The organism is Desulfobulbus sp. (assembly GCF_030824455.1).
Classification (GTDB): Bacteria; Desulfobacterota; Desulfobulbia; order Desulfobulbales; family Desulfobulbaceae; genus Desulfobulbus.
Map to the genome: position 1 here is coordinate 1 of NZ_JAVBXR010000100.1, position 16,838 is coordinate 16,838.

Below are 16,838 nucleotides of genomic sequence, written 5' to 3' on the forward strand. Positions count from 1 at the left end.
ACGCTCTTGAAGACCACCTCGAGGCCTCGTTACGGACAATGGAATGTGATACGCCAAGAGTCCATTCCATCGTCGCATGGCCGTGGATCATGAATTCACTTTTGAATTAGAAAGGGAATTACTTGCTGTTTTTAAGAGGAAAAAACAGTTTTATGCGAAATCCACTGGTGATCGAGTCACCAAATTCACGTTCCCTGTCTTGTATCACGTACAATAAAGTCTTCGATAGCGAGGAGGGAGAAAAATGAAAAAGAGACTCATTGCAGGATTGGCTATTGGTATAACGATATTAGGAATTTCGTCGGCAAACGCTCTAGTAATTAGTTCAACTGATGCTTGGCAATACAGCAATATTTCCAACATTAGTGCTCCCACGATTCATTCGGATTCAAATGCTCTCAACATGTTCGGTAATATATCGGCCAATACCGAAAGCACCAATGCCGTGTTTAATGACAGCTCAATAAAAGGGTTTTGGCACACCATTGAATGGACATTGGATTCAGCCATTACCCTAGGCAGCTTCAATCTCGTTGCCTCGCATGATGGAACAGGGGCTCCCTATTATCGTGACCAAAATTTTCGTGGGTTTGGTGCATTCAAACTTGAGTACAAAGATAACAATGGTGTTTGGCAGGAATTGTATTCGAAGAATAGTATTGGGATAACGGCTACTCTTGGAGATGGCGCAACGCATCCAGTCTATGGAGGTGGTGTTAATTATACTCAACTTTGGATGTATGAACTTTACGATTCTGTAGCGCCCACAAACGCTACAACATGGCGAGCTTCTTTCCAACAGTATGGGGCTGCAAACTATCATGCCTCAGGCCCGCGCATTTTAGAATTGGATGGGTATGTTTATAACGGTGGCCCCCCCGTCCCGGAACCCTCCACAATCCTACTCCTCGGAACAGGTTTGGCAGGATTGGCAGCTATTGGCAGAAGGAAGAACAATTGATATTTTCAGAAATACCGGAAACGCGAAAGGCAGAGCTTAACGGCTCTGCCTTTTTATTGCCCCGACTGGGTCGCGCAGGTAATCACCCTATCCGTGGTATCCTAATTTGAGTAGTTCTAGCTTTATCGATTAAAAAATTGACGTTGCTGGCACTAATGCCCTTGTGACAATATCAGACAGACAACTGGTCTACCCGATGTTCGGATACACGATCTCCGGCACAGTATAGCCAGCAATATGGTCAATTCCGGCCGCTCGATCTATAAGGTGGCCAAGGTCTGGGCCACATTTAGTTGAAAACCACTCAACGATACGCTCATTTGAGCCAAGAGATGCTACTGGCCGCCGTGGACGCGGCAGCAGTCGCCACTGAAATGGGACAGAATCGATAAAAAGTACTCAGAGGTGGGCTCAGTTCGTTCGGACAGTTTTTTCTTTTTTAAGTGGAGTCTCTGTTTGTTGTTAGGCTGCCTGTTTAACCGTCGGCAACATCACGGCATATGCTTCGTCCGGGGTTCTTTTCTCTAATTTTGAATGGGGTCGGGATCTGTTGTACCAGTCCAGATATTGCATGATCGAAACTCTGGCATCGGTGACCGTGTCATCGGCATGCAAATACACCCATTCATATTTCACGGATTCCCATAATCGTTCAACAAAAACATTGTCCCGCCAGGCCCCGCGACCGTCAATGCTGATCTGGCAGCCTCTGGCTTCAAACGCTTTGACGAATTCGGCGGCGCTGAATTGGCTGCCTTGATCGGTGTTGACGATTGCAGGCGAACCATGGCGAGTGAACGCTTCCTGCAGCACATCAACCGCATGGCAGGCCTCCAGGGTTATCGCGACCTTGGCGGCCAACACTTTCCGACTGGCCCAATCAACCGGCCACAAGGTACACAAATCCTTTTGCCATCGGAATATAGGTCGTGTCTAGCGCCCAGACCTGATTGGCTCGGCCGATGGTCAAGCGCGCAGCAGATAGGGGTAAATCTTGTTGCCGGGGTGCTTTTTGTTGGCTCCTGGCTTTCGATACAAGGCCTCAATGCCCATGCGCTTCATCAGCGTGCCGACATGCGTGCGGCCCACCGTACAACCGGCACGGTTGAGTTGATCCCGAAGCATGCGGGAGTCAATGAAAGGGTGCTCCAGGTGCAGTTCGTCGATGCGCCGCATCAGTTCCAAATCGGCGACGCTGACGGGGTGGGCCTGATAATAGACGCTGCTGCGGCTGATGCCGACCAATTCGGCCTGGCGCTTGATCGAAAGGGGATGGCCACGGTCGATTATCGCTTTGCGCTCAGCAACCCCGCCTTGGTGAGCGCGTCATCTCAAAAAATCATTCTCCAGGGTCCATTGGCCGATCTTGGCGTGCATCGACTTGACGTTCACCGGTGGATCGGACGTACCGCTCGTGCCGAAAACATCGGCGGCTCGCTCGCAGAGTTGCCGTTGCCAGTCGGTTATCTGATTGGGATACACTTCAAATTGCTGCGCTAATTCGGCCAGCGTCTTGTCTCCGGCCAACGCCACTTTCGCTTTGAACGTCGCTGAATGTTTCCGTCTTGTTCCTTTTCCCATTGCCTGCTCCTTGGTTAGGCCCTTCATTGGGCGCTACTGGTAGCAGATTTTCCACTTAAGGGCGTGTCCGATTTTCCGGCACCACTTCTGTTTCAACAATAGGTGTCGTTAGCTATCCGCGTATACAGGATTTCATTATTTTCATTTTTGTAGAGTTCAAAATTCGTTTTATTCAAGACGAATTTTATGCCCCTGATGTCTCCATCTTTAATTCCATTAACAAACCTTTCTTCCGCAATTTCTCTACTTTTCCTGCCGAATAAAAACCATTCCTCACCAAAGAGTTCACGCAAGCACACATCCGCTCCTTGGTCGATCAATGGGAATCTTTTAATGATCTCGAAGAAAATCTCATCAGCGCTGTATCTCGCCAAACAATAAAGACCATCATTGTTATCGTTGTAGCGAATCCCATGAATCTCATGGCCATTAATTTTTTTCCTGAACTTCTTTTCCGCAACATCCCTGGATTCTTGATCGAGAGATTCCCACCCTTCACCAAACACTTCCCCGATGGAGCCACCCTCTCGTTTTTTCATGCTGGGGAATCTTTTCGTGAGTTCTATGAAGATTTGTTCAGAGTTCAGGTCCTTATATTTCAATCGTGATTCGCTCATATTATTTCTCATTTTCAAATTATAACTATCGGCATTGTTCAAGAACTACACACACCCCGACACAATATCAGGATAAACAACGCAAAAAAACGCACAGTATTCTGGAGCCATCCATAAGAAAATTTCGGTCGGCGCGGCGGAAGCCCGGGCAGGAAGATTTGAAGATACACGCTATGCGGAATACTTTCACCTCTCTCAATTGACCCGGAGGTGTGAGTTTATCAGCCTTCGCTTTCCTTGCCCCCAAAAAATTAAAAAAAAAGCCGCCCAAGAGGGCGGCTTTAATATTATCTACCCAAAAAAATCAATCAATGGCGGGCGAGTTCTGCAGTTCTGAGGCGAGCCATGGCTCGTTGCAGGGCTGCTTCAGCGCGGACGCGACTGATTTTTTCGGTGGCTTGTTGTGCTTGCGTCAAGCGTTTTTCAGCCCGATCCTTGGCGCGCATGGCGCGATCAACGTCGATGTCGTTGCCAAACTCAGCGCTTTCCACAAGAAAGGTGATTTTGTTGTTCGACACTTCGGCAAATCCGCCGGTCACCATAAGGAATTTGGACGTTCGATCTCTTTTAAAGCTCAACGTGCCGGTTTTAATCGTGCTTAAAAAAGGAGCGTGATTGGCAAGCACACCAAATTCACCGCCTACACCGGGGGCAGTGACGATATCCACCTCTTCACTGACCACCGCTCCGTTTGGTGTTACAACTTCCAACTGAATTTGCGCCATTGCTCTTACCTCGCTTCAGCGTAAAAGGAATCAGGCTTTAGCTCGTTGTGCAGCGGCCTTCTCAACAGCTTCATCAATGCCGCCAACCATGTAAAATGCACTTTCAGGCAGGTCGTCATGCTTGCCGTCAAGGATTTCCTTGAAACCACGAACGGTATCCTCAACCTTGCAGTATTTTCCAGGGGAACCGGTAAATACCTCAGCCACATGGAAGGGCTGGGACAGAAAACGCTGCACTTTGCGGGCGCGGGCTACGGTCAGCTGATCTTCCTCGGCCAACTCGTCCATACCCAGGATGGCAATAATGTCCTGCAGCTCTTTATATTTCTGAAGGGAAACCTGCACGCCGCGAGCGGTCGCATAGTGCTCCTGACCAACCACGTTGGGGTCAAGAATGCGGGAGGTGGAGTCCAGCGGATCAACCGCCGGATAAATGCCCAACTCTGCAATTTGACGGGAAAGAACAACGGTGCCGTCCAAGTGGGCAAAGGTGGTCGCCGGAGCCGGGTCGGTCAAGTCGTCGGCAGGAACGTAAACACACTGAACAGCGGTAATGGAGCCTTTGGTGGTTGAAGTAATACGCTCCTGCAAAGCGCCCAAGTCGGTGGCCAGAGTCGGCTGATAACCAACAGCCGAAGGAATACGACCAAGAAGAGCCGAAACCTCGGAACCAGCCTGGGTGAAACGGAAGATATTGTCAACGAAGAAGAGCACGTCCTGACCTTCCTCGTCACGGAAGTACTCCGCTGCGGTCAGACCGGTCAAAGCAACACGGGAACGGGCTCCTGGAGGTTCGGTCATCTGGCCGTACACCAAGGCTGCCTTGGGCAGAACGCCGGATTCCTTCATCTCATGGTACAAGTCGTTTCCTTCACGGGTCCGCTCGCCAACGCCGCAGAAAACGGAGATGCCGCCGTGCTGCATGGCGATGTTGTTAACCATTTCCATCATGATAACGGTCTTGCCGCAACCAGCGCCGCCAAACAGTCCCATCTTGCCGCCGCGTGGGAACGGCACCAGCAGGTCAATAACCTTGATGCCGGTTTCAAGCACGTTGACCTCGGTGTCCTGCTCAGTAAAAGCAGGCGCCGGGCGATGGATGGACATGTTCTTCTCGGAAACGATGGGACCCATGCCGTCAACCGGACGTCCGACCACGTTCATGATGCGGCCGAGTGCAGGCGCGCCGACAGGAATGGTGATGGGGTTTCCGGAATCCCTGGCAGCCATGCCGCGAACCAGACCGTCAGTCTGATCCATGGCGACGGTGCGGACGACGTTGTCGCCAAGATGCTGTGCAACTTCGCACACCAAGTTGTCGGCGTCGTCATTGATGGCAGGGTTGGTAATATACAGAGCGTTCATAATGTCGGGCAGATTGCCCGGCTCAAACTCGACGTCGACTACGGGTCCAATGACCTGTATGATTTTTCCTACGCGTGTCTCACCCATTTGAAATGGCCTCCTCTAAACTAGTAAAATACCGTTCGGTATCCGTATTATTACTTAAGCGCCTCAGCGCCGCCGACAATGTCCATCAACTCGCCGGTGACGGCTGCCTGGCGAGCCTTATTGTAGAGCTGCGTCAGTTCTTTGATCATGTCCTTACAGGCGTTGGTCGCGTTGTCCATGGCGGTCATCCGAGCGGCATGTTCACTGGCGCCTACTTCAAGCATGGCGTGATAGAGCTGAACGTTTAAGAAGAGAGGGAGAAGAACTTCCATGATTTCGTTGGGGTCTGGCTCATAGATATACGACCCGGTGATTTCAGCTTTGCCCTTTGAGTCGCCCTCTTCAGCAGTAACGGGTTTCACCGGTAAAAGATCTTCCGTCACCGGCCTTTGCACGCCGACAGAGAAAAATTTACCGTATACAACATCGACCTGATCGCTTTCTCCGCTGAGAAAGGCCTCGGTGATGCTCTGGGAAATTTCACGGGCGTTGAACATCTGAAACGAACCCATGATGTCGTTAAAGGCGACGCGCAGTTTCCCTGTTTTCTTGAGGGCCTGGGTGCCTTTCTTTCCCACTGTTACGAAGCTCACCGTTTTGCCGGCCGCCTCATATTGTTTTCTCAACTTTTCAGCTGATTTAATGATATTGGCGTTAAAGCTGCCGCAGAGTCCGCGGTCGGAGGTGACAACGACAATCTCCACCGTTTTTACTTCACGGACTTCCATCAGGGGAAGGTCGCTGCTTTCCATTCCACCGGAAAGATCGCGCATGGCTTCAGCGAATTTCCCGGCATACGGGCGAAAACGCTCCATCTTCTCCTGGGCGCCGCGCAGTTTAGCCGAGGCCACCATGTTCATGGCCTTGGTAATCTGCGCGGTTTTCTTCACACTGCCGATTTTATCTTTAACATCCTTTAATCCAGGCATGAGAGTCTACCCTTGTGCTCAGTTCAGGCCCTTTGTCGCCTTGAAGGTATCACCAAAGGTTGCCAGTGTCTTTTTCATTTTCTCTTCCAGTTCGGGAGAAATCGCTTGTTTCTCCTGGAGTTCCGCGAAAATGGAGGGTTCGTTGGCCTCAATGTAGCCGTAGAGCTCTTTCTCGTAATCGGCAAGGGTGTTGACCGGGAATTTATCCAGGAAGCCCTTGGTGCCGGCAAAAATGATGGTGACCTGCTTCTCCATCGGCAGCGGCTGATACTGCGGCTGCTTAAGAATTTCAACCAAACGCTCGCCGCGGGTCAACTGGGCCTGGGTGGCGGCGTCAAGATCTGAACCGAAACCGGCAAAGGCCGCCAACTCGCGATACTGGGCCAAGTCGAGGCGGAGCGTTCCGGCAACCTGCTTCATGGCTTTTACCTGAGCGGAACCGCCAACGCGGGAAACAGAGAGACCAACGTTGATGGCCGGACGAACGCCGGCAAAGAACAAGCTTGGCTCAAGATACACCTGACCGTCGGTGATGGAGATAACGTTGGTCGGGATGAAGGCGGAAACGTCGCCGGCCTGAGTCTCGATGATCGGCAGAGCGGTCAAAGAACCGGCGCCAAGTGCGTCGCTGACTTTGGCGGCGCGCTCAAGCAGACGGGAGTGGTTGAAGAAAATGTCGCCAGGATACGCCTCGCGTCCCGGAGGACGGCGGAGCAACAGGGAGAGTTCGCGGTAGGAAACAGCCTGCTTGGAAAGATCGTCATAGATAATCAGGGCGTGCTGGCCGTTGTCGCGGAAATATTCGCCCATGGCGCATCCGGCAAAGGCGGAAACATACTGCATCGGCGCTGGATCAGAGGCGCAGGCGGCAACAACCGTGGTGTACTCCATGGCGCCGTGTTTGCGCAGATTTTCCACAACCAGGGCAACGGTGGATTTCTTCTGACCGATGGCCACGTAGATGCAGTGCACGTCGGTGTTCTTCTGGGCGATGATGGCGTCGACGCACAGGGCGGTCTTGCCGATCTGACGGTCGCCGATGACCAGCTCGCGCTGTCCCTTGCCGACCGGGGTCATGGCGTCTACCGCCTTGGCTCCAGTGTAGCACGGCTCGTGCACGCCCTTTCTGGCGATAACGCCGGGGGCGATCACTTCCATCTTGCGGGTCAGCTTGGCGGTAATCGGACCCTTGCCGTCAATGGGCTGGCCAATGCCGTCAACAACCCGGCCTTCCATTTCAGGACCAACCGGAACCTCGGCAATCTTGCCGGTCCGCTTGACGATGTCGCCTTCCTTGATGTCGCGAACGTCGCCAAGAACTGCACAGCCAACGTTGTCTTCTTCCAGGTTCAAGGCCAGTCCAAAGATGTTGCCGGGAAACTCAAGCAATTCCATGGCCTGGCAATTTTCTACGCCGTAAACGCGGGCGATGCCGTCACCGACGGACAGTACGGTTCCGGTTTCCTTCAGGTCGATATCGTTTTTATAACCAGCAATCTGATCTTTTATAATCTGGCTGATTTCTTCGGCTTTGATCTGCATTGATTACTCTCTCCCCTTGATAGATTCCTTTAATCCATTAAGTTGCGTCTTTATACTTCCGTCCAGCACCAAGTCACCTACCTTGGCAATAACACCGCCTATAATGGACGGATCGACCTGGGTTTCAAGTATAACCTTATTACCTGTCAATTTTTCTAATGTACCCTGGATCTTATCCAGTATTGCCTGATCCAGCTCAATGGCCGAGACAATGGAACCATGACTGATGTTCTGGTCCTTGTCCACCATGACCTGCATTTCCAGAGCAATGTCGGGTAAGATGCCGGCTCTTTTTTTCTCAATCAGCAGATTCAGAAAGCTGGTCATAATGGCGTCGGCCTGAACGGATTCCGCAATCTTGGCCATGACCTTCTGCCGAACATCAAGCGGATACAGCGGATTGGCAACGGCGTCTCCAATCCCGCACTCGGCCTCGCCGTACAAACCGGCGATGCCGTTCAGCGTTGCGCTGTATTCTTCAGTTTTCCCCTGCTCTTTCCCCAGTGAAAAGAGCGCTTTTGCATATCGACGAGCTAGTATTGTATGTCTCACTGTACCGCACCCACTCTTTCAAGATACTGTTCAGTGATCGCAATCTGATCCGCCGGGGTCAGATTTTTCACGATCAACGCTTCAGCCATGGCGGCAGCCTGCTCGGCGACCTCTTCCCGGAGACTCCGCTTGGCGTCTTCCAGCTCGGCCTGCACGGCGGCTTCCGCCTGACGCTTGATATCTTCCGCGGCCTTTTCAGCATCCGCCAGAATTCGTTCTTTTTCGACCTGCGCCTGGGCGATCGCCTTCTCGACGATCAGCTCCATCTCTCGTTCCATGCCAGCCAACTTGGCTTCAAATTCCTTGTAGGACTTCTCAGCTTCGTCGCGCCGGGCGGCAAGATCGTCAAGCTCTTCCCGAATGCGCTGCTGTCGGCCGCTCAACCCAGAGATAACGGGCTTGGCGCCAAACTTGACCAGAATGACCACCAGCGCCAGGAAGTTGACCGTCCGCCAGAACAGATCCTTCAACTTCGCAGGGGCCAGCGAACCGCCGCGCGCCGCGCCGTGACCAGCGGACTCAGCATTGGCTCCATGCGCGTCAGCAACAACCGCTTGCCCCGCCGCCGGCGCCGCGCCGTGGGCGTCCGCCTTCACTTCCTGATGCGCGCCCGCAGCCGGCGCATCGCTTGCCCAAACAAGCGCAGGCGGCATCGCGCCAATCAGAATCGCCAGCAAAGCCGGCCGTAGTACTGCTGTGATACAAGCTCTCATGCGTCCAGACTCCTTCCAAGTATCTTTCCTGCCATTGCCTGGGCAAAGCCCGCGGCATTTCCCTGAAGCTCCTTTCTGGCCACCTCGATCTGCGATCTCAGGTCGGTCAGTTGCTTTTCCTTTACACTGTCGGATTCCTTGCGGATAACGGCCAGCTTCTCGGCGCCGGCAGCCTGAGCCTGGAAGCGCGCGCCGTCCAAGGCCTTTTTCGCCTTGCTGCTTGCTTCCCGCATTTTTTGATCGAGCTCCGCCTGACGCTGGCGGGCGTTTTGCTCAAATTGAGCCACATCGCCATTCAGGGATTCGATTCTCTGCGCCCTTTTCTCCAAAATACCAAGAACAGGCTTGTACAGAATTGCATTGAGAACGAGCATCAACACAATCATGTTGATAATGTGCATTAACAGCGTAACATCAATCGAAATCATACCAACTACCCCTCATTACTGAAAATATGGCAATTACCCGCCAAATCAAGTGAATGGCGGTTCATCTTCCGCTACGGATACCTACTGAAAAATGCCTCCCCTGTCAAATCTTTTTAAATAATATTTATAGGATTTTTCAGTTATGCTTGTTGGAGACGATTAAACCCACACGCGAGTTGGAACAATCGGCCCAATCGTCGACCATAATTGCTTTTCGCAGGCTAAACCGGTGCAAAAATAGCGTACCGACGACGAATTGCCAAATAATATTTTGGCTGCGCCAAGGCTTTGCGCGCTTTATTGCCCATACTCTACGCCTGCGTGTCCTTGAGCCAGTTGACCAACCTGTTCAGCCCGGTTTCCGTATCAACCAGTTGCCGATATCCGAGCAGCGTCTTTGCCTTGTTGTGGCTGAACCAGTGGGATTGGGCCAACTGATGGGCAAGGAATCGGGTCATCCTCGGCTCCTCGGTTTTTCCAAACGCGGCGTATGCTGCTTCCATCGCGCCGCCAACGGCGTAGGCCAGAGGAAAGGGCGCCGTTCGCGTCACCGGCGGAATGTCCATGCGGGCGAACAGCTCGTTGATCCACGCCCATAGAACAACCGGTTGGTCCTGGCCGATGAAAAAAGCCTGCCCGGCCGCGCTGCCGCTGGTCTCCAGGTTTTCCGCCGCCAGGATATGGGCGTGCGCCACATTGTCTATATAGGCGATGTCAACCCGGTTGGCGCCGGCGCCGACGATCTTAAGCGCCCCCGCCCGGCCCCGCTCCAGTAGGCGCGGAATGAGCTGCCGATCCCCTGGCCCCCACACTAAATGCGGGCGAATGGCCGCCGTGCGCAAACCGCCTGCATTGGCCCCCAACACCGCTTGCTCGGCCTGAATTTTGGTGGCGGCGTAATGACACAGCGGCCGGGGCGCATAGGGCGCGGATTCGTCAGCGCCTTCGAGGCTGTGGCCGGCAAAAACCACCGAGGGAGTGGAGGTGTGCACTAATCTGGCCACGCGGTTGTTGCGGCAGGCGGCGACGACGTTTGCAGTCCCGACCACGTTGATGGCCTCATACTCGCGCTTCGGCCCCCAGATGCCGGCCTTGGCCGCCACGTGAAAAACGGTGTCGCATCCGGCCAGGGCCTGATTCAGGAAGGCCGGGTCGCAGATGTCGCCCTGAAAGCAGCGCACCCCCATGGCCACCAGCTCTGGATACGGATTGCGCCCGAGCGCCAGGGTCTCGACGCCCCGCCCCACCAACTCCCGCACCAGGGCTTTGCCGATAAATCCGCCGCCGCCGGTCACCATCACTTTGTTCATTGCCGCTCCGCCTGCTCTCGCGCTCTTGCCCCTGCAGCGCCAACCTGTGTCGCCGCGTTTTTCTTGCCCTGCCATCCGAACCGAATGGACCGCCTGGTTATCACCCGCAGGGCAACTGCACCCGCTTGGCCGCCCAATCCGCCAGTTTCTCCCGGAAAATTTTGGCGTTATGGCGAATGTCGACCGGAAATGAAGGATGGACCAGGAAATGCTCAATCGAGGCGGTCAGCGGATTGGCCAACGCCAGTCCCCGCAGTTCGTGAAAAAGCTGTTCCTGATTGGCGACCCGCCCCACGGGTTCAACAACGATCACCGGGGTTTGCAACGCACTGTCTCCCAAACCGACCAGGGCTGAACGGCGCACCAGTGGATGCTCGTTGAATATGGCCTCGCAGCAGACTGTGTGCATCACGCCCTTGGCCGTATGTACCCGATGGGCCTTGCGGCCGCAAAACCAGAGCCGGCCATGCTCGTCGACATAGCCCATGTCGCCCATGCGATGCCGAAATCCTGCCTCGTCGACGATCTTGGCCCGTTCGGTTTCCTCCCGGTTGTTGGCGTAGGCCCTGGTGACCACCGGCCCCCGGACAACGATCTCGCCGATTTCGCCCGGCTGCAACTCGCGCGCCTCCTGCCAGGCGCCAATCAGCCCCTCCACCGGCTCAACAATCCGAATCTCGATTCCGGGAAACGCCCGGCCGACGCAGGCGCCGCGACCGATGCGGGTCAGGGGCCAGGTCTGCTCCACGATCTCCCGCCCCTCGATTGAGGCGACGGGCAGGCTTTCGGTTGCACCGTAGGGCGTGAATATTTGCGCGTCCTTGGGCAGAATTCGTTGCACCCGCTCAACCAGTTCGCCCGACACCGGAGCGCCGGCCATCAGCACCTTGCGCACCGGCAACACAATGCCCCTGTCGAGGCAATGGCGGCTAACCACGTTCCAGATCGCCGGCGAACCAAAGGAATAGGTAACGCCATGTTCCAGCAGGGTGCGGACGAATTTCACAGGATCAACCTGGGCCGGCCGAGTCGGGTCCATGTCCGGGATCACCGCCTTGGCGCCCAGGGCGGCGGCAAACAGGCCAAACAGGGGAAAACCAGGTTGATCGACGTCGCCCGGGCCAATGCCGTAATACTCGCGGATCAGTTGCAGCTGGGCGTGAAAGATGCCGTGGGTGTACTCCACTCCCTTGGGTGGGCCGGTGGAACCGGTGGTGAAGATAATGGCGGCCAGATCGGTTTCCCGCGCCTGGTATGCCGGCAGATTGTCTCGGTGTTCGCGGCTGTGTTCGCAGCTGGGCGCAAGCCCCTTGCCGCCGCCCCACGGCCAGCCGCCAACGCGGATGCGCCGGCGAACTGTGGCAAAAGGCGGCCGGAACAGCCGGCTGAACAAAATCGCCTTGGGAATGCCGATGAGAATGTCCGGTCGAACCGAACCAATGCAGCGCAACAGGTTCCGGTAGCCCATGCCCGGATCAATCAGAATCACCACCGCGCCCAGTTGAAAGAGGGCAAAGGTCAGGCAGAAAAACTCCATCGAAGGCCGCACCATCAGCATCACCCGGTCGCCCTGCCGCACGCCTTCGCCATGGAGGGCTGCGGCAAAACCGTCGCTGTTGCGGCGAAGTTCGGCAAACGTCCACTGCCGCCATTGCCGGCCCTGCAGCGCCGTTAAGGCAACCGTCTCGCCCAGAGCCTCCGCTGAGTGGCGCAGGGATGTTGCAATATTATAATCCGCCATGCCCGGCCTCTGTTTGGCCAACAATTCGCTCAAGAAACCGTTCAATCAACGGCTGGATCTCGGCCAGGGCGTCCTCAAGCACATAATGGCCGGCACCGGCAAAGTAATGGCCTTCGGCCTGGGGAAACCGACGTCGCCACTCGTTGTAGAACCAATCGTTGAAACAGAAATCCTGTCCGCCCCAGCAGAGCAGCAGCGGGTGATCGGCAAGACCGGCAAGCGAGTGTTCGACGGCGGTTAGCGTTGCCCAGGAAGGATGGGACTCGTCCATGGGGATGTCCTCGACAAAGCGAAGCACCGCAATCCGGTTTTGCCAACTGTAGTAGGGGGCTAAAAATCCCTGGGCGATCTCGGGCCGCATCCGGCGGGCAACGGCCATAAAAATCGCGGCCCGGGCAAAGCCGTTCAGACCGCGCACCAGCATCGGGCCAAGCACCGGCCAGCGGCACACGGCAATCCGCAGGGGGATGCGGCTGGATCGAAAAGCGGCGGTGTTGAGCGCCACGATCCCGCGCACCCGCTCGGGATATTTGCCGGCCCAGCCCATACCGATGGCCCCGCCCCAGTCGTGAACCACCAAGGTGCAGCGGTCGACGCCGAGGCTGTCGAGCAACCGCTCCAGATGGTCGATATGGTTAGCAAGGCGATACGAGGCGTCCTGCGGTTTGGCGGAGAATCCGCAGCCGAGATGATCCGGGACAATGCAGCGATAGCGGTCGCGCAACCCGCTGACCAGATTGCGATACAGATAGGACCAGGAGGGGTTGCCGTGGACCATGACCACCACCGGCCCCTGCCCTTCGTCGAGATAGGCCAGCTGATGGCCGTCGGCCTCAAAAAAACGGGGTTGAAACGGATATTCCGCCAAGGCTTGGGTGGTCATCACCAGTCCACGCCCAGCATAAGCGAATTGATGCCCGAGCCGATCCCCAGGATCGCGGCCCGCTGACCGTGCGCCAACGCCCCCTGCTCAATGCCGAGGGCCATGGTGATCGGCGCGGAAACCGAACCGACGTTGCCCAGACTGGGCAGGGTCTCAAAATTTTTGGCCGGATCAAGCTTCAGGGTCTCAAACAGCAACTGGGCGTGGGCCTTGCCGACCTGATGGCAGAAAAACCGATCAATGCTGGCCTTGGGCCAGGCCAATTCGGTTTCAAACGACTGCCAGCAGGCGGCGGCGGTTTCAATTCCCTTCTCCAGCAACTGTTCGGAATCGGTGGACATCAGGGTGCCCTGTTCGGCGTTCTGCCCGCCCTGGCAGAGATCGTTGTGGGCGGTGTTCGCCCGGCAGGCGGCGCCGCGCAGATAATGCCCGGTGTCGTTGCAGTCCCGGCGGCTCATCACCAGGGCCACGGCCCCGGAGCCGATGGTCAGCGAGGCAAAGAGCGGCTTGATCGATTTGCGGGTCAGCGACGCGTCGGCAAGCAGGTGGTTGAGGGTGGAGGCAATCAGATTTTCGGCAGTTTCACCGGCCACCAGGAGCCCGGACCTGATCTGGCCCAGCTCAAGCATGTTGGCCAGCATGATCATGCCGTCGAGAAATCCGAGACAGGCGTTGGAAACGTCAAACAACAGGCAGGAAGGCGGCAGACCAAGACTGCGATGGACAAAGGAAGCGGTCGAGGGCTCCATCATGTCGCGGCTCACCGAGGTGAACAGCAAACACTCCAGATCGCCCACCGGCACGCCGGCCTTGGCAACGGCAGCTCGGCCGGCGGCGGCCGCGCCGGTGCTGGGCAGGGTTCCCGGCGACCACAGGCGGCGGGTCTTGATGCCGGTCATCAGCTCCAGACGACCGGTCGGCAGTTTCAACCGCTCGTACAGCGGCTGCAGCCGTTCTTCAATCGCGGTCGAGGAAAGTTCGACCGGCGGCAGTTCGTAGCCGAAATCGTGCAGGCAGACATTGGTGTACCGCATTACGCAAGCACCGCTCCTTTCATTGCCGCGCCGTGAACGCACATCTGCCTGTGGCGTGCATTGGCCGCGATTCTGATGGTTTATTTCTGGATTTTGAAACTGTTGGCCCAGGCGATCAACAGGGCAGCCAGGGCCAGATCGTCCATGACGCCCAGGACCGGAACCCATTCGGGAATCAAATCATAGGGCGACACGGCATAAAGCAGGCCAAGAGCGAGGACAACTTTCACCGGCAAGGGAGTGGTTGGCGACACAAACACGTCCTTGGCGTGTAGGAGCATCTGCCACAACCGGGCGAGCATCGGCCACTGCTGCATCGCCTGGCCGCTCAACCAACGGCCGGGGAAACGATCCCGGCGTCAAAGTAGTTCATGCCCATGCCGGCGTCCACCACCAAACACTGACCGGTCATCCCCGACGAGCGCGGCGAGAGCAGAAAGGCGGCAACATTGGCGGCCTCTTCAGTCTGCACCGCCTTTTTGCGCAGGGTGGCCTTCTCGGCGAACAGGTAACTCTCGATATAGCCGGGGATGCCGGCGGAGGCGGAGGTTTTCAACAGGCCTGGGCAGACCGCGTTGCAGCGAATCTCGGAGAAGGCGGAAAAGCTCTTAGCCAAGAAACAGAGCGAAGATTCCAGCGCCGCCTTGACCGGCCCCATGTAGCCGTAATTTTCGGCGGCCATGCGGGTGGAGGAGATGGAGACGGTCACCAGCGAGGCTTGCCGGGCGAGCAATTCCTTAAAATGGTTGGCAATGCTGATGAACGAAAAGCACGAGACGTCCATGGCCTGGAGAAAATCCCGTTTCGGGGTCTGATGAAATGGTCGCATCCCTTCGGAATAGTTGGCAAAGGCGATGGAATGGACAATGCCGTCGAGCGGCTCGTTGATCTGGCCGGCGATTTCGTCCCGAACCCGGATGATGTTGGCCTCGTCCTCGACGTCGCAGCAAAACACCGGGCTGGCCGGGAACAGCTTTGCCGCTGTTTCCGCCCGCTGCTCGCTGCGCACCACATGGATCACCCTGGCCCCGGCCTCAACCAGCACCCGCCCGACCGCGCAGGCCACGGATTTCTTGTTGGCCAGGCCAAACACCACAATATTCTTTCCTTCAAGCCGCAAAAAATCCACTCACGCCCCCTTGCGCGCGCAGGCAAATTCGACCTGCACCGCTATTTTACCGCCGACCCGAACAGAACCTTTCAGAATCCAGGCCGGTCCCATGCGCTCCACCAGGGTTGCCGTAACCTCTAGGACATCGCCGGGCCGCACCTCCCGTTTGAACTTGGCCCCGAGGATGCGGGTCAGGACCGGCATTCTGCCGGATTCGGCGATTCCCTCAGCTTCCCCAGTTTCGCAGCGCGACAATTCGCCGATTAAAAGCGCCCCGGCCTGAAACACCGCCTCGCAGAGCAGCACGCCGGGCATCAGCGGATATTGAGGATAATGGCCCTGGAAGAGATCCAAATCCGTTGGCACTGTTTTTTCGGCACGGATGGTCTCCCCGGTGATTTCCACCACCCGGTCGAGCCAGAGAAAGGGCGGTCGATGCGGGATGCGATCCAGGATGAAGGGATCGGCCATGGTCCGACTCATAACCCGCCGGTGATTTCAAGCACCGCGCCGTTGATGTAGGCGGCCCGGCCGCTGAGCAGAAACAGCGTCGCCTCCGCCACCTCGGCCGGGGTTCCGAACCGACCCGCAGGCACCATCTTCTTGTATTCCTTCATCTGGGCCTCGGGCAGATCGTCGATGAAATCGGTGGCGATAAAACCGGGCGACACGCAGTTGACCGTGATCTTGCGCTTGGCCACCTCTTTGGAAAGCGACTTCATCAATCCAACCTGCCCGGCCTTGGAGGCCGAGTAGTTGCTCTGGCCGACAAAGCCGAGATGCCCCATGGGCGAGGTAATAAAAACAATGCGGCCGTACTTCTGTTTCATCATCAGCGGCACCGCGAATTTGGACATAATGTAGCCGCCGGTGAGATTGACGTCGAGTACCCGCCGCCAGTCTTCTTCCTTCATCATGGCAAGCACCGCATCCCGACGGATGCCGGCGTTGTTCACCAGGATGTCCAGAGTGTCGAACTCGGCCTCCAACTCGGCAAAAAAGGCGGATGCCGCCGCATAGTCGCTGACGTTGAGTTGCCGGAGCCGCAGACGCTCGCCGTGCTCGGCGCATTCGCCGGCCATGGCTTCGGCCGCCGCCCGGTTGCCGCCGTAGACGCCGACCACGGTCGCGCCCTGGGCCAGCAGCGCCTCGGTGATCGCCCGACCGATGCCGCGGGTCGCGCCGGTGACTACGGCTGTTTTTCCTTCAAATTCGAGCATGGATTTTTTATCACCGTTTAACTAATTATTTTGCTTTTG

Annotated in this window: 20 protein-coding genes; 1 reads left to right on the forward strand and 19 read right to left on the reverse strand. The window is 56.3% G+C overall.

Going from position 1 to position 16,838, the window contains the following annotated elements:
- Nucleotides 1-244 precede the first annotated feature (244 nt).
- Nucleotides 245-961, forward strand: coding sequence for a PEP-CTERM sorting domain-containing protein (locus tag RCH93_RS11935; protein WP_306548634.1), 717 nt, complete (start codon nucleotides 245-247; stop codon nucleotides 959-961).
- A gap of 462 nt (nucleotides 962-1,423) precedes the next feature.
- Here RCH93_RS11935 and RCH93_RS11940 read toward each other — a convergent pair whose 3' ends face one another.
- From RCH93_RS11940 to fabG, 19 genes are all read right to left on the reverse strand, one after another.
- Nucleotides 1,424-1,885 (reverse strand): transposase, encoded by a 462-nt coding sequence (locus RCH93_RS11940; RefSeq protein WP_373693292.1) that lies wholly within the window; start codon nucleotides 1,883-1,885, stop codon nucleotides 1,424-1,426.
- A 42-nt stretch (nucleotides 1,886-1,927) separates the two neighbouring features.
- Complete coding sequence (locus RCH93_RS11945; protein WP_306548636.1) at nucleotides 1,928-2,206, reverse strand: IS3 family transposase; 279 nt, start codon at nucleotides 2,204-2,206, stop codon at nucleotides 1,928-1,930.
- Nucleotides 2,207-2,287: 81 nt separating this feature from the next.
- Nucleotides 2,288-2,542, reverse strand: a complete 255-nt coding sequence (locus tag RCH93_RS11950; RefSeq protein ID WP_306548637.1) for a hypothetical protein — start codon at nucleotides 2,540-2,542, stop codon at nucleotides 2,288-2,290.
- Between the two features lie 92 nt (nucleotides 2,543-2,634).
- Nucleotides 2,635-3,159 carry a hypothetical protein gene (locus RCH93_RS11955; RefSeq protein WP_306548638.1) on the reverse strand — a complete coding sequence of 175 codons (525 nt, stop codon included), beginning with the start codon at nucleotides 3,157-3,159 and terminating at the stop codon, nucleotides 2,635-2,637.
- A gap of 308 nt (nucleotides 3,160-3,467) precedes the next feature.
- On the reverse strand, nucleotides 3,468-3,884 hold the full coding sequence (locus RCH93_RS11960; RefSeq protein ID WP_306548639.1) for a F0F1 ATP synthase subunit epsilon: 417 nt from the start codon (nucleotides 3,882-3,884) through the stop codon (nucleotides 3,468-3,470).
- Between the two features lie 30 nt (nucleotides 3,885-3,914).
- Nucleotides 3,915-5,336 carry a F0F1 ATP synthase subunit beta gene (gene atpD, locus RCH93_RS11965; protein ID WP_306548640.1) on the reverse strand — a complete coding sequence of 474 codons (1,422 nt, stop codon included), beginning with the start codon at nucleotides 5,334-5,336 and terminating at the stop codon, nucleotides 3,915-3,917.
- Nucleotides 5,337-5,386: 50 nt separating this feature from the next.
- Nucleotides 5,387-6,265, reverse strand: a complete 879-nt coding sequence (gene atpG, locus RCH93_RS11970) for an ATP synthase F1 subunit gamma (RefSeq protein WP_306548641.1) — start codon at nucleotides 6,263-6,265, stop codon at nucleotides 5,387-5,389.
- Between the two features lie 18 nt (nucleotides 6,266-6,283).
- The gene (atpA, locus tag RCH93_RS11975) at nucleotides 6,284-7,807 is read right to left on the reverse strand and encodes a F0F1 ATP synthase subunit alpha (RefSeq protein WP_306548642.1); all 1,524 of its coding nucleotides are present in this window, start codon (nucleotides 7,805-7,807) and stop codon (nucleotides 6,284-6,286) included.
- Between the two features lie 3 nt (nucleotides 7,808-7,810).
- Nucleotides 7,811-8,359, reverse strand: coding sequence for an ATP synthase F1 subunit delta (gene atpH / locus RCH93_RS11980; protein ID WP_306548643.1), 549 nt, complete (start codon nucleotides 8,357-8,359; stop codon nucleotides 7,811-7,813).
- Nucleotides 8,356-9,036, reverse strand: a complete 681-nt coding sequence (locus RCH93_RS11985; RefSeq protein WP_306548644.1) for an ATP synthase F0 subunit B — start codon at nucleotides 9,034-9,036, stop codon at nucleotides 8,356-8,358. Before RCH93_RS11985 ends, atpH begins: the two co-directional genes overlap by 4 nt.
- Nucleotides 9,037-9,068: 32 nt before the next feature.
- Nucleotides 9,069-9,500, reverse strand: a complete 432-nt coding sequence (locus RCH93_RS11990) for an ATP synthase F0 subunit B (protein ID WP_306548645.1) — start codon at nucleotides 9,498-9,500, stop codon at nucleotides 9,069-9,071.
- A 311-nt stretch (nucleotides 9,501-9,811) separates the two neighbouring features.
- Complete coding sequence (locus RCH93_RS11995) at nucleotides 9,812-10,810, reverse strand: NAD-dependent epimerase/dehydratase family protein (protein WP_306548646.1); 999 nt, start codon at nucleotides 10,808-10,810, stop codon at nucleotides 9,812-9,814.
- Between the two features lie 100 nt (nucleotides 10,811-10,910).
- Complete coding sequence (locus RCH93_RS12000) at nucleotides 10,911-12,551, reverse strand: fatty acid CoA ligase family protein (RefSeq protein WP_306548647.1); 1,641 nt, start codon at nucleotides 12,549-12,551, stop codon at nucleotides 10,911-10,913.
- Nucleotides 12,538-13,434, reverse strand: a complete 897-nt coding sequence (locus tag RCH93_RS12005; RefSeq protein ID WP_306548648.1) for an alpha/beta fold hydrolase — start codon at nucleotides 13,432-13,434, stop codon at nucleotides 12,538-12,540. The genes RCH93_RS12000 and RCH93_RS12005 overlap by 14 nt, the downstream gene beginning before the upstream one ends.
- Entirely contained in the window at nucleotides 13,434-14,468 is a 1,035-nt protein-coding gene (locus RCH93_RS12010; RefSeq protein ID WP_306548649.1) for a 3-oxoacyl-ACP synthase III, read from the reverse strand. The genes RCH93_RS12005 and RCH93_RS12010 overlap by 1 nt, the downstream gene beginning before the upstream one ends.
- A gap of 80 nt (nucleotides 14,469-14,548) precedes the next feature.
- A complete protein-coding gene (locus RCH93_RS12015) occupies nucleotides 14,549-14,785 on the reverse strand; it encodes a YkvA family protein (RefSeq protein ID WP_306548650.1) in 237 nt (78 codons plus the stop codon).
- 11 nt (nucleotides 14,786-14,796) lie between these two features.
- Complete coding sequence (locus tag RCH93_RS12020; RefSeq protein WP_306548651.1) at nucleotides 14,797-15,597, reverse strand: enoyl-ACP reductase; 801 nt, start codon at nucleotides 15,595-15,597, stop codon at nucleotides 14,797-14,799.
- The gene (locus RCH93_RS12025) at nucleotides 15,598-16,062 is read right to left on the reverse strand and encodes a 3-hydroxyacyl-ACP dehydratase FabZ family protein (RefSeq protein WP_306548652.1); all 465 of its coding nucleotides are present in this window, start codon (nucleotides 16,060-16,062) and stop codon (nucleotides 15,598-15,600) included.
- The gene (fabG, locus tag RCH93_RS12030; protein ID WP_306548653.1) at nucleotides 16,059-16,799 is read right to left on the reverse strand and encodes a 3-oxoacyl-ACP reductase FabG; all 741 of its coding nucleotides are present in this window, start codon (nucleotides 16,797-16,799) and stop codon (nucleotides 16,059-16,061) included. Before fabG ends, RCH93_RS12025 begins: the two co-directional genes overlap by 4 nt.
- Between the last annotated feature and the right edge of the window lie 39 nt (nucleotides 16,800-16,838).

Bases quoted from the DNA above. Each gene is read 5' to 3' on its own strand.
- atpG (WP_306548641.1), bottom strand. From the start codon at position 6,265: ATGCCTGGATTAAAGGATGTTAAAGATAAAATCGGCAGTGTGAAGAAA.
- RCH93_RS11995 (WP_306548646.1), bottom strand. From the start codon at position 10,810: ATGAACAAAGTGATGGTGACCGGCGGCGGCGGATTTATCGGCAAAGCC.
- RCH93_RS11955 (WP_306548638.1), bottom strand. From the start codon at position 3,159: ATGAGCGAATCACGATTGAAATATAAGGACCTGAACTCTGAACAAATC.
- RCH93_RS11960 (WP_306548639.1), bottom strand. From the start codon at position 3,884: ATGGCGCAAATTCAGTTGGAAGTTGTAACACCAAACGGAGCGGTGGTC.
- RCH93_RS11935 (WP_306548634.1), top strand. From the start codon at position 245: ATGAAAAAGAGACTCATTGCAGGATTGGCTATTGGTATAACGATATTA.
- RCH93_RS12015 (WP_306548650.1), bottom strand. From the start codon at position 14,785: ATGCAGCAGTGGCCGATGCTCGCCCGGTTGTGGCAGATGCTCCTACAC.
- RCH93_RS12005 (WP_306548648.1), bottom strand. From the start codon at position 13,434: ATGACCACCCAAGCCTTGGCGGAATATCCGTTTCAACCCCGTTTTTTT.
- fabG (WP_306548653.1), bottom strand. From the start codon at position 16,799: ATGCTCGAATTTGAAGGAAAAACAGCCGTAGTCACCGGCGCGACCCGC.
- RCH93_RS12000 (WP_306548647.1), bottom strand. From the start codon at position 12,551: ATGGCGGATTATAATATTGCAACATCCCTGCGCCACTCAGCGGAGGCT.
- RCH93_RS11990 (WP_306548645.1), bottom strand. From the start codon at position 9,500: ATGATTTCGATTGATGTTACGCTGTTAATGCACATTATCAACATGATT.
- RCH93_RS11950 (WP_306548637.1), bottom strand. From the start codon at position 2,542: ATGGGAAAAGGAACAAGACGGAAACATTCAGCGACGTTCAAAGCGAAA.
- RCH93_RS12025 (WP_306548652.1), bottom strand. From the start codon at position 16,062: ATGAGTCGGACCATGGCCGATCCCTTCATCCTGGATCGCATCCCGCAT.
- RCH93_RS12010 (WP_306548649.1), bottom strand. From the start codon at position 14,468: ATGCGGTACACCAATGTCTGCCTGCACGATTTCGGCTACGAACTGCCG.
- atpA (WP_306548642.1), bottom strand. From the start codon at position 7,807: ATGCAGATCAAAGCCGAAGAAATCAGCCAGATTATAAAAGATCAGATT.
- atpD (WP_306548640.1), bottom strand. From the start codon at position 5,336: ATGGGTGAGACACGCGTAGGAAAAATCATACAGGTCATTGGACCCGTA.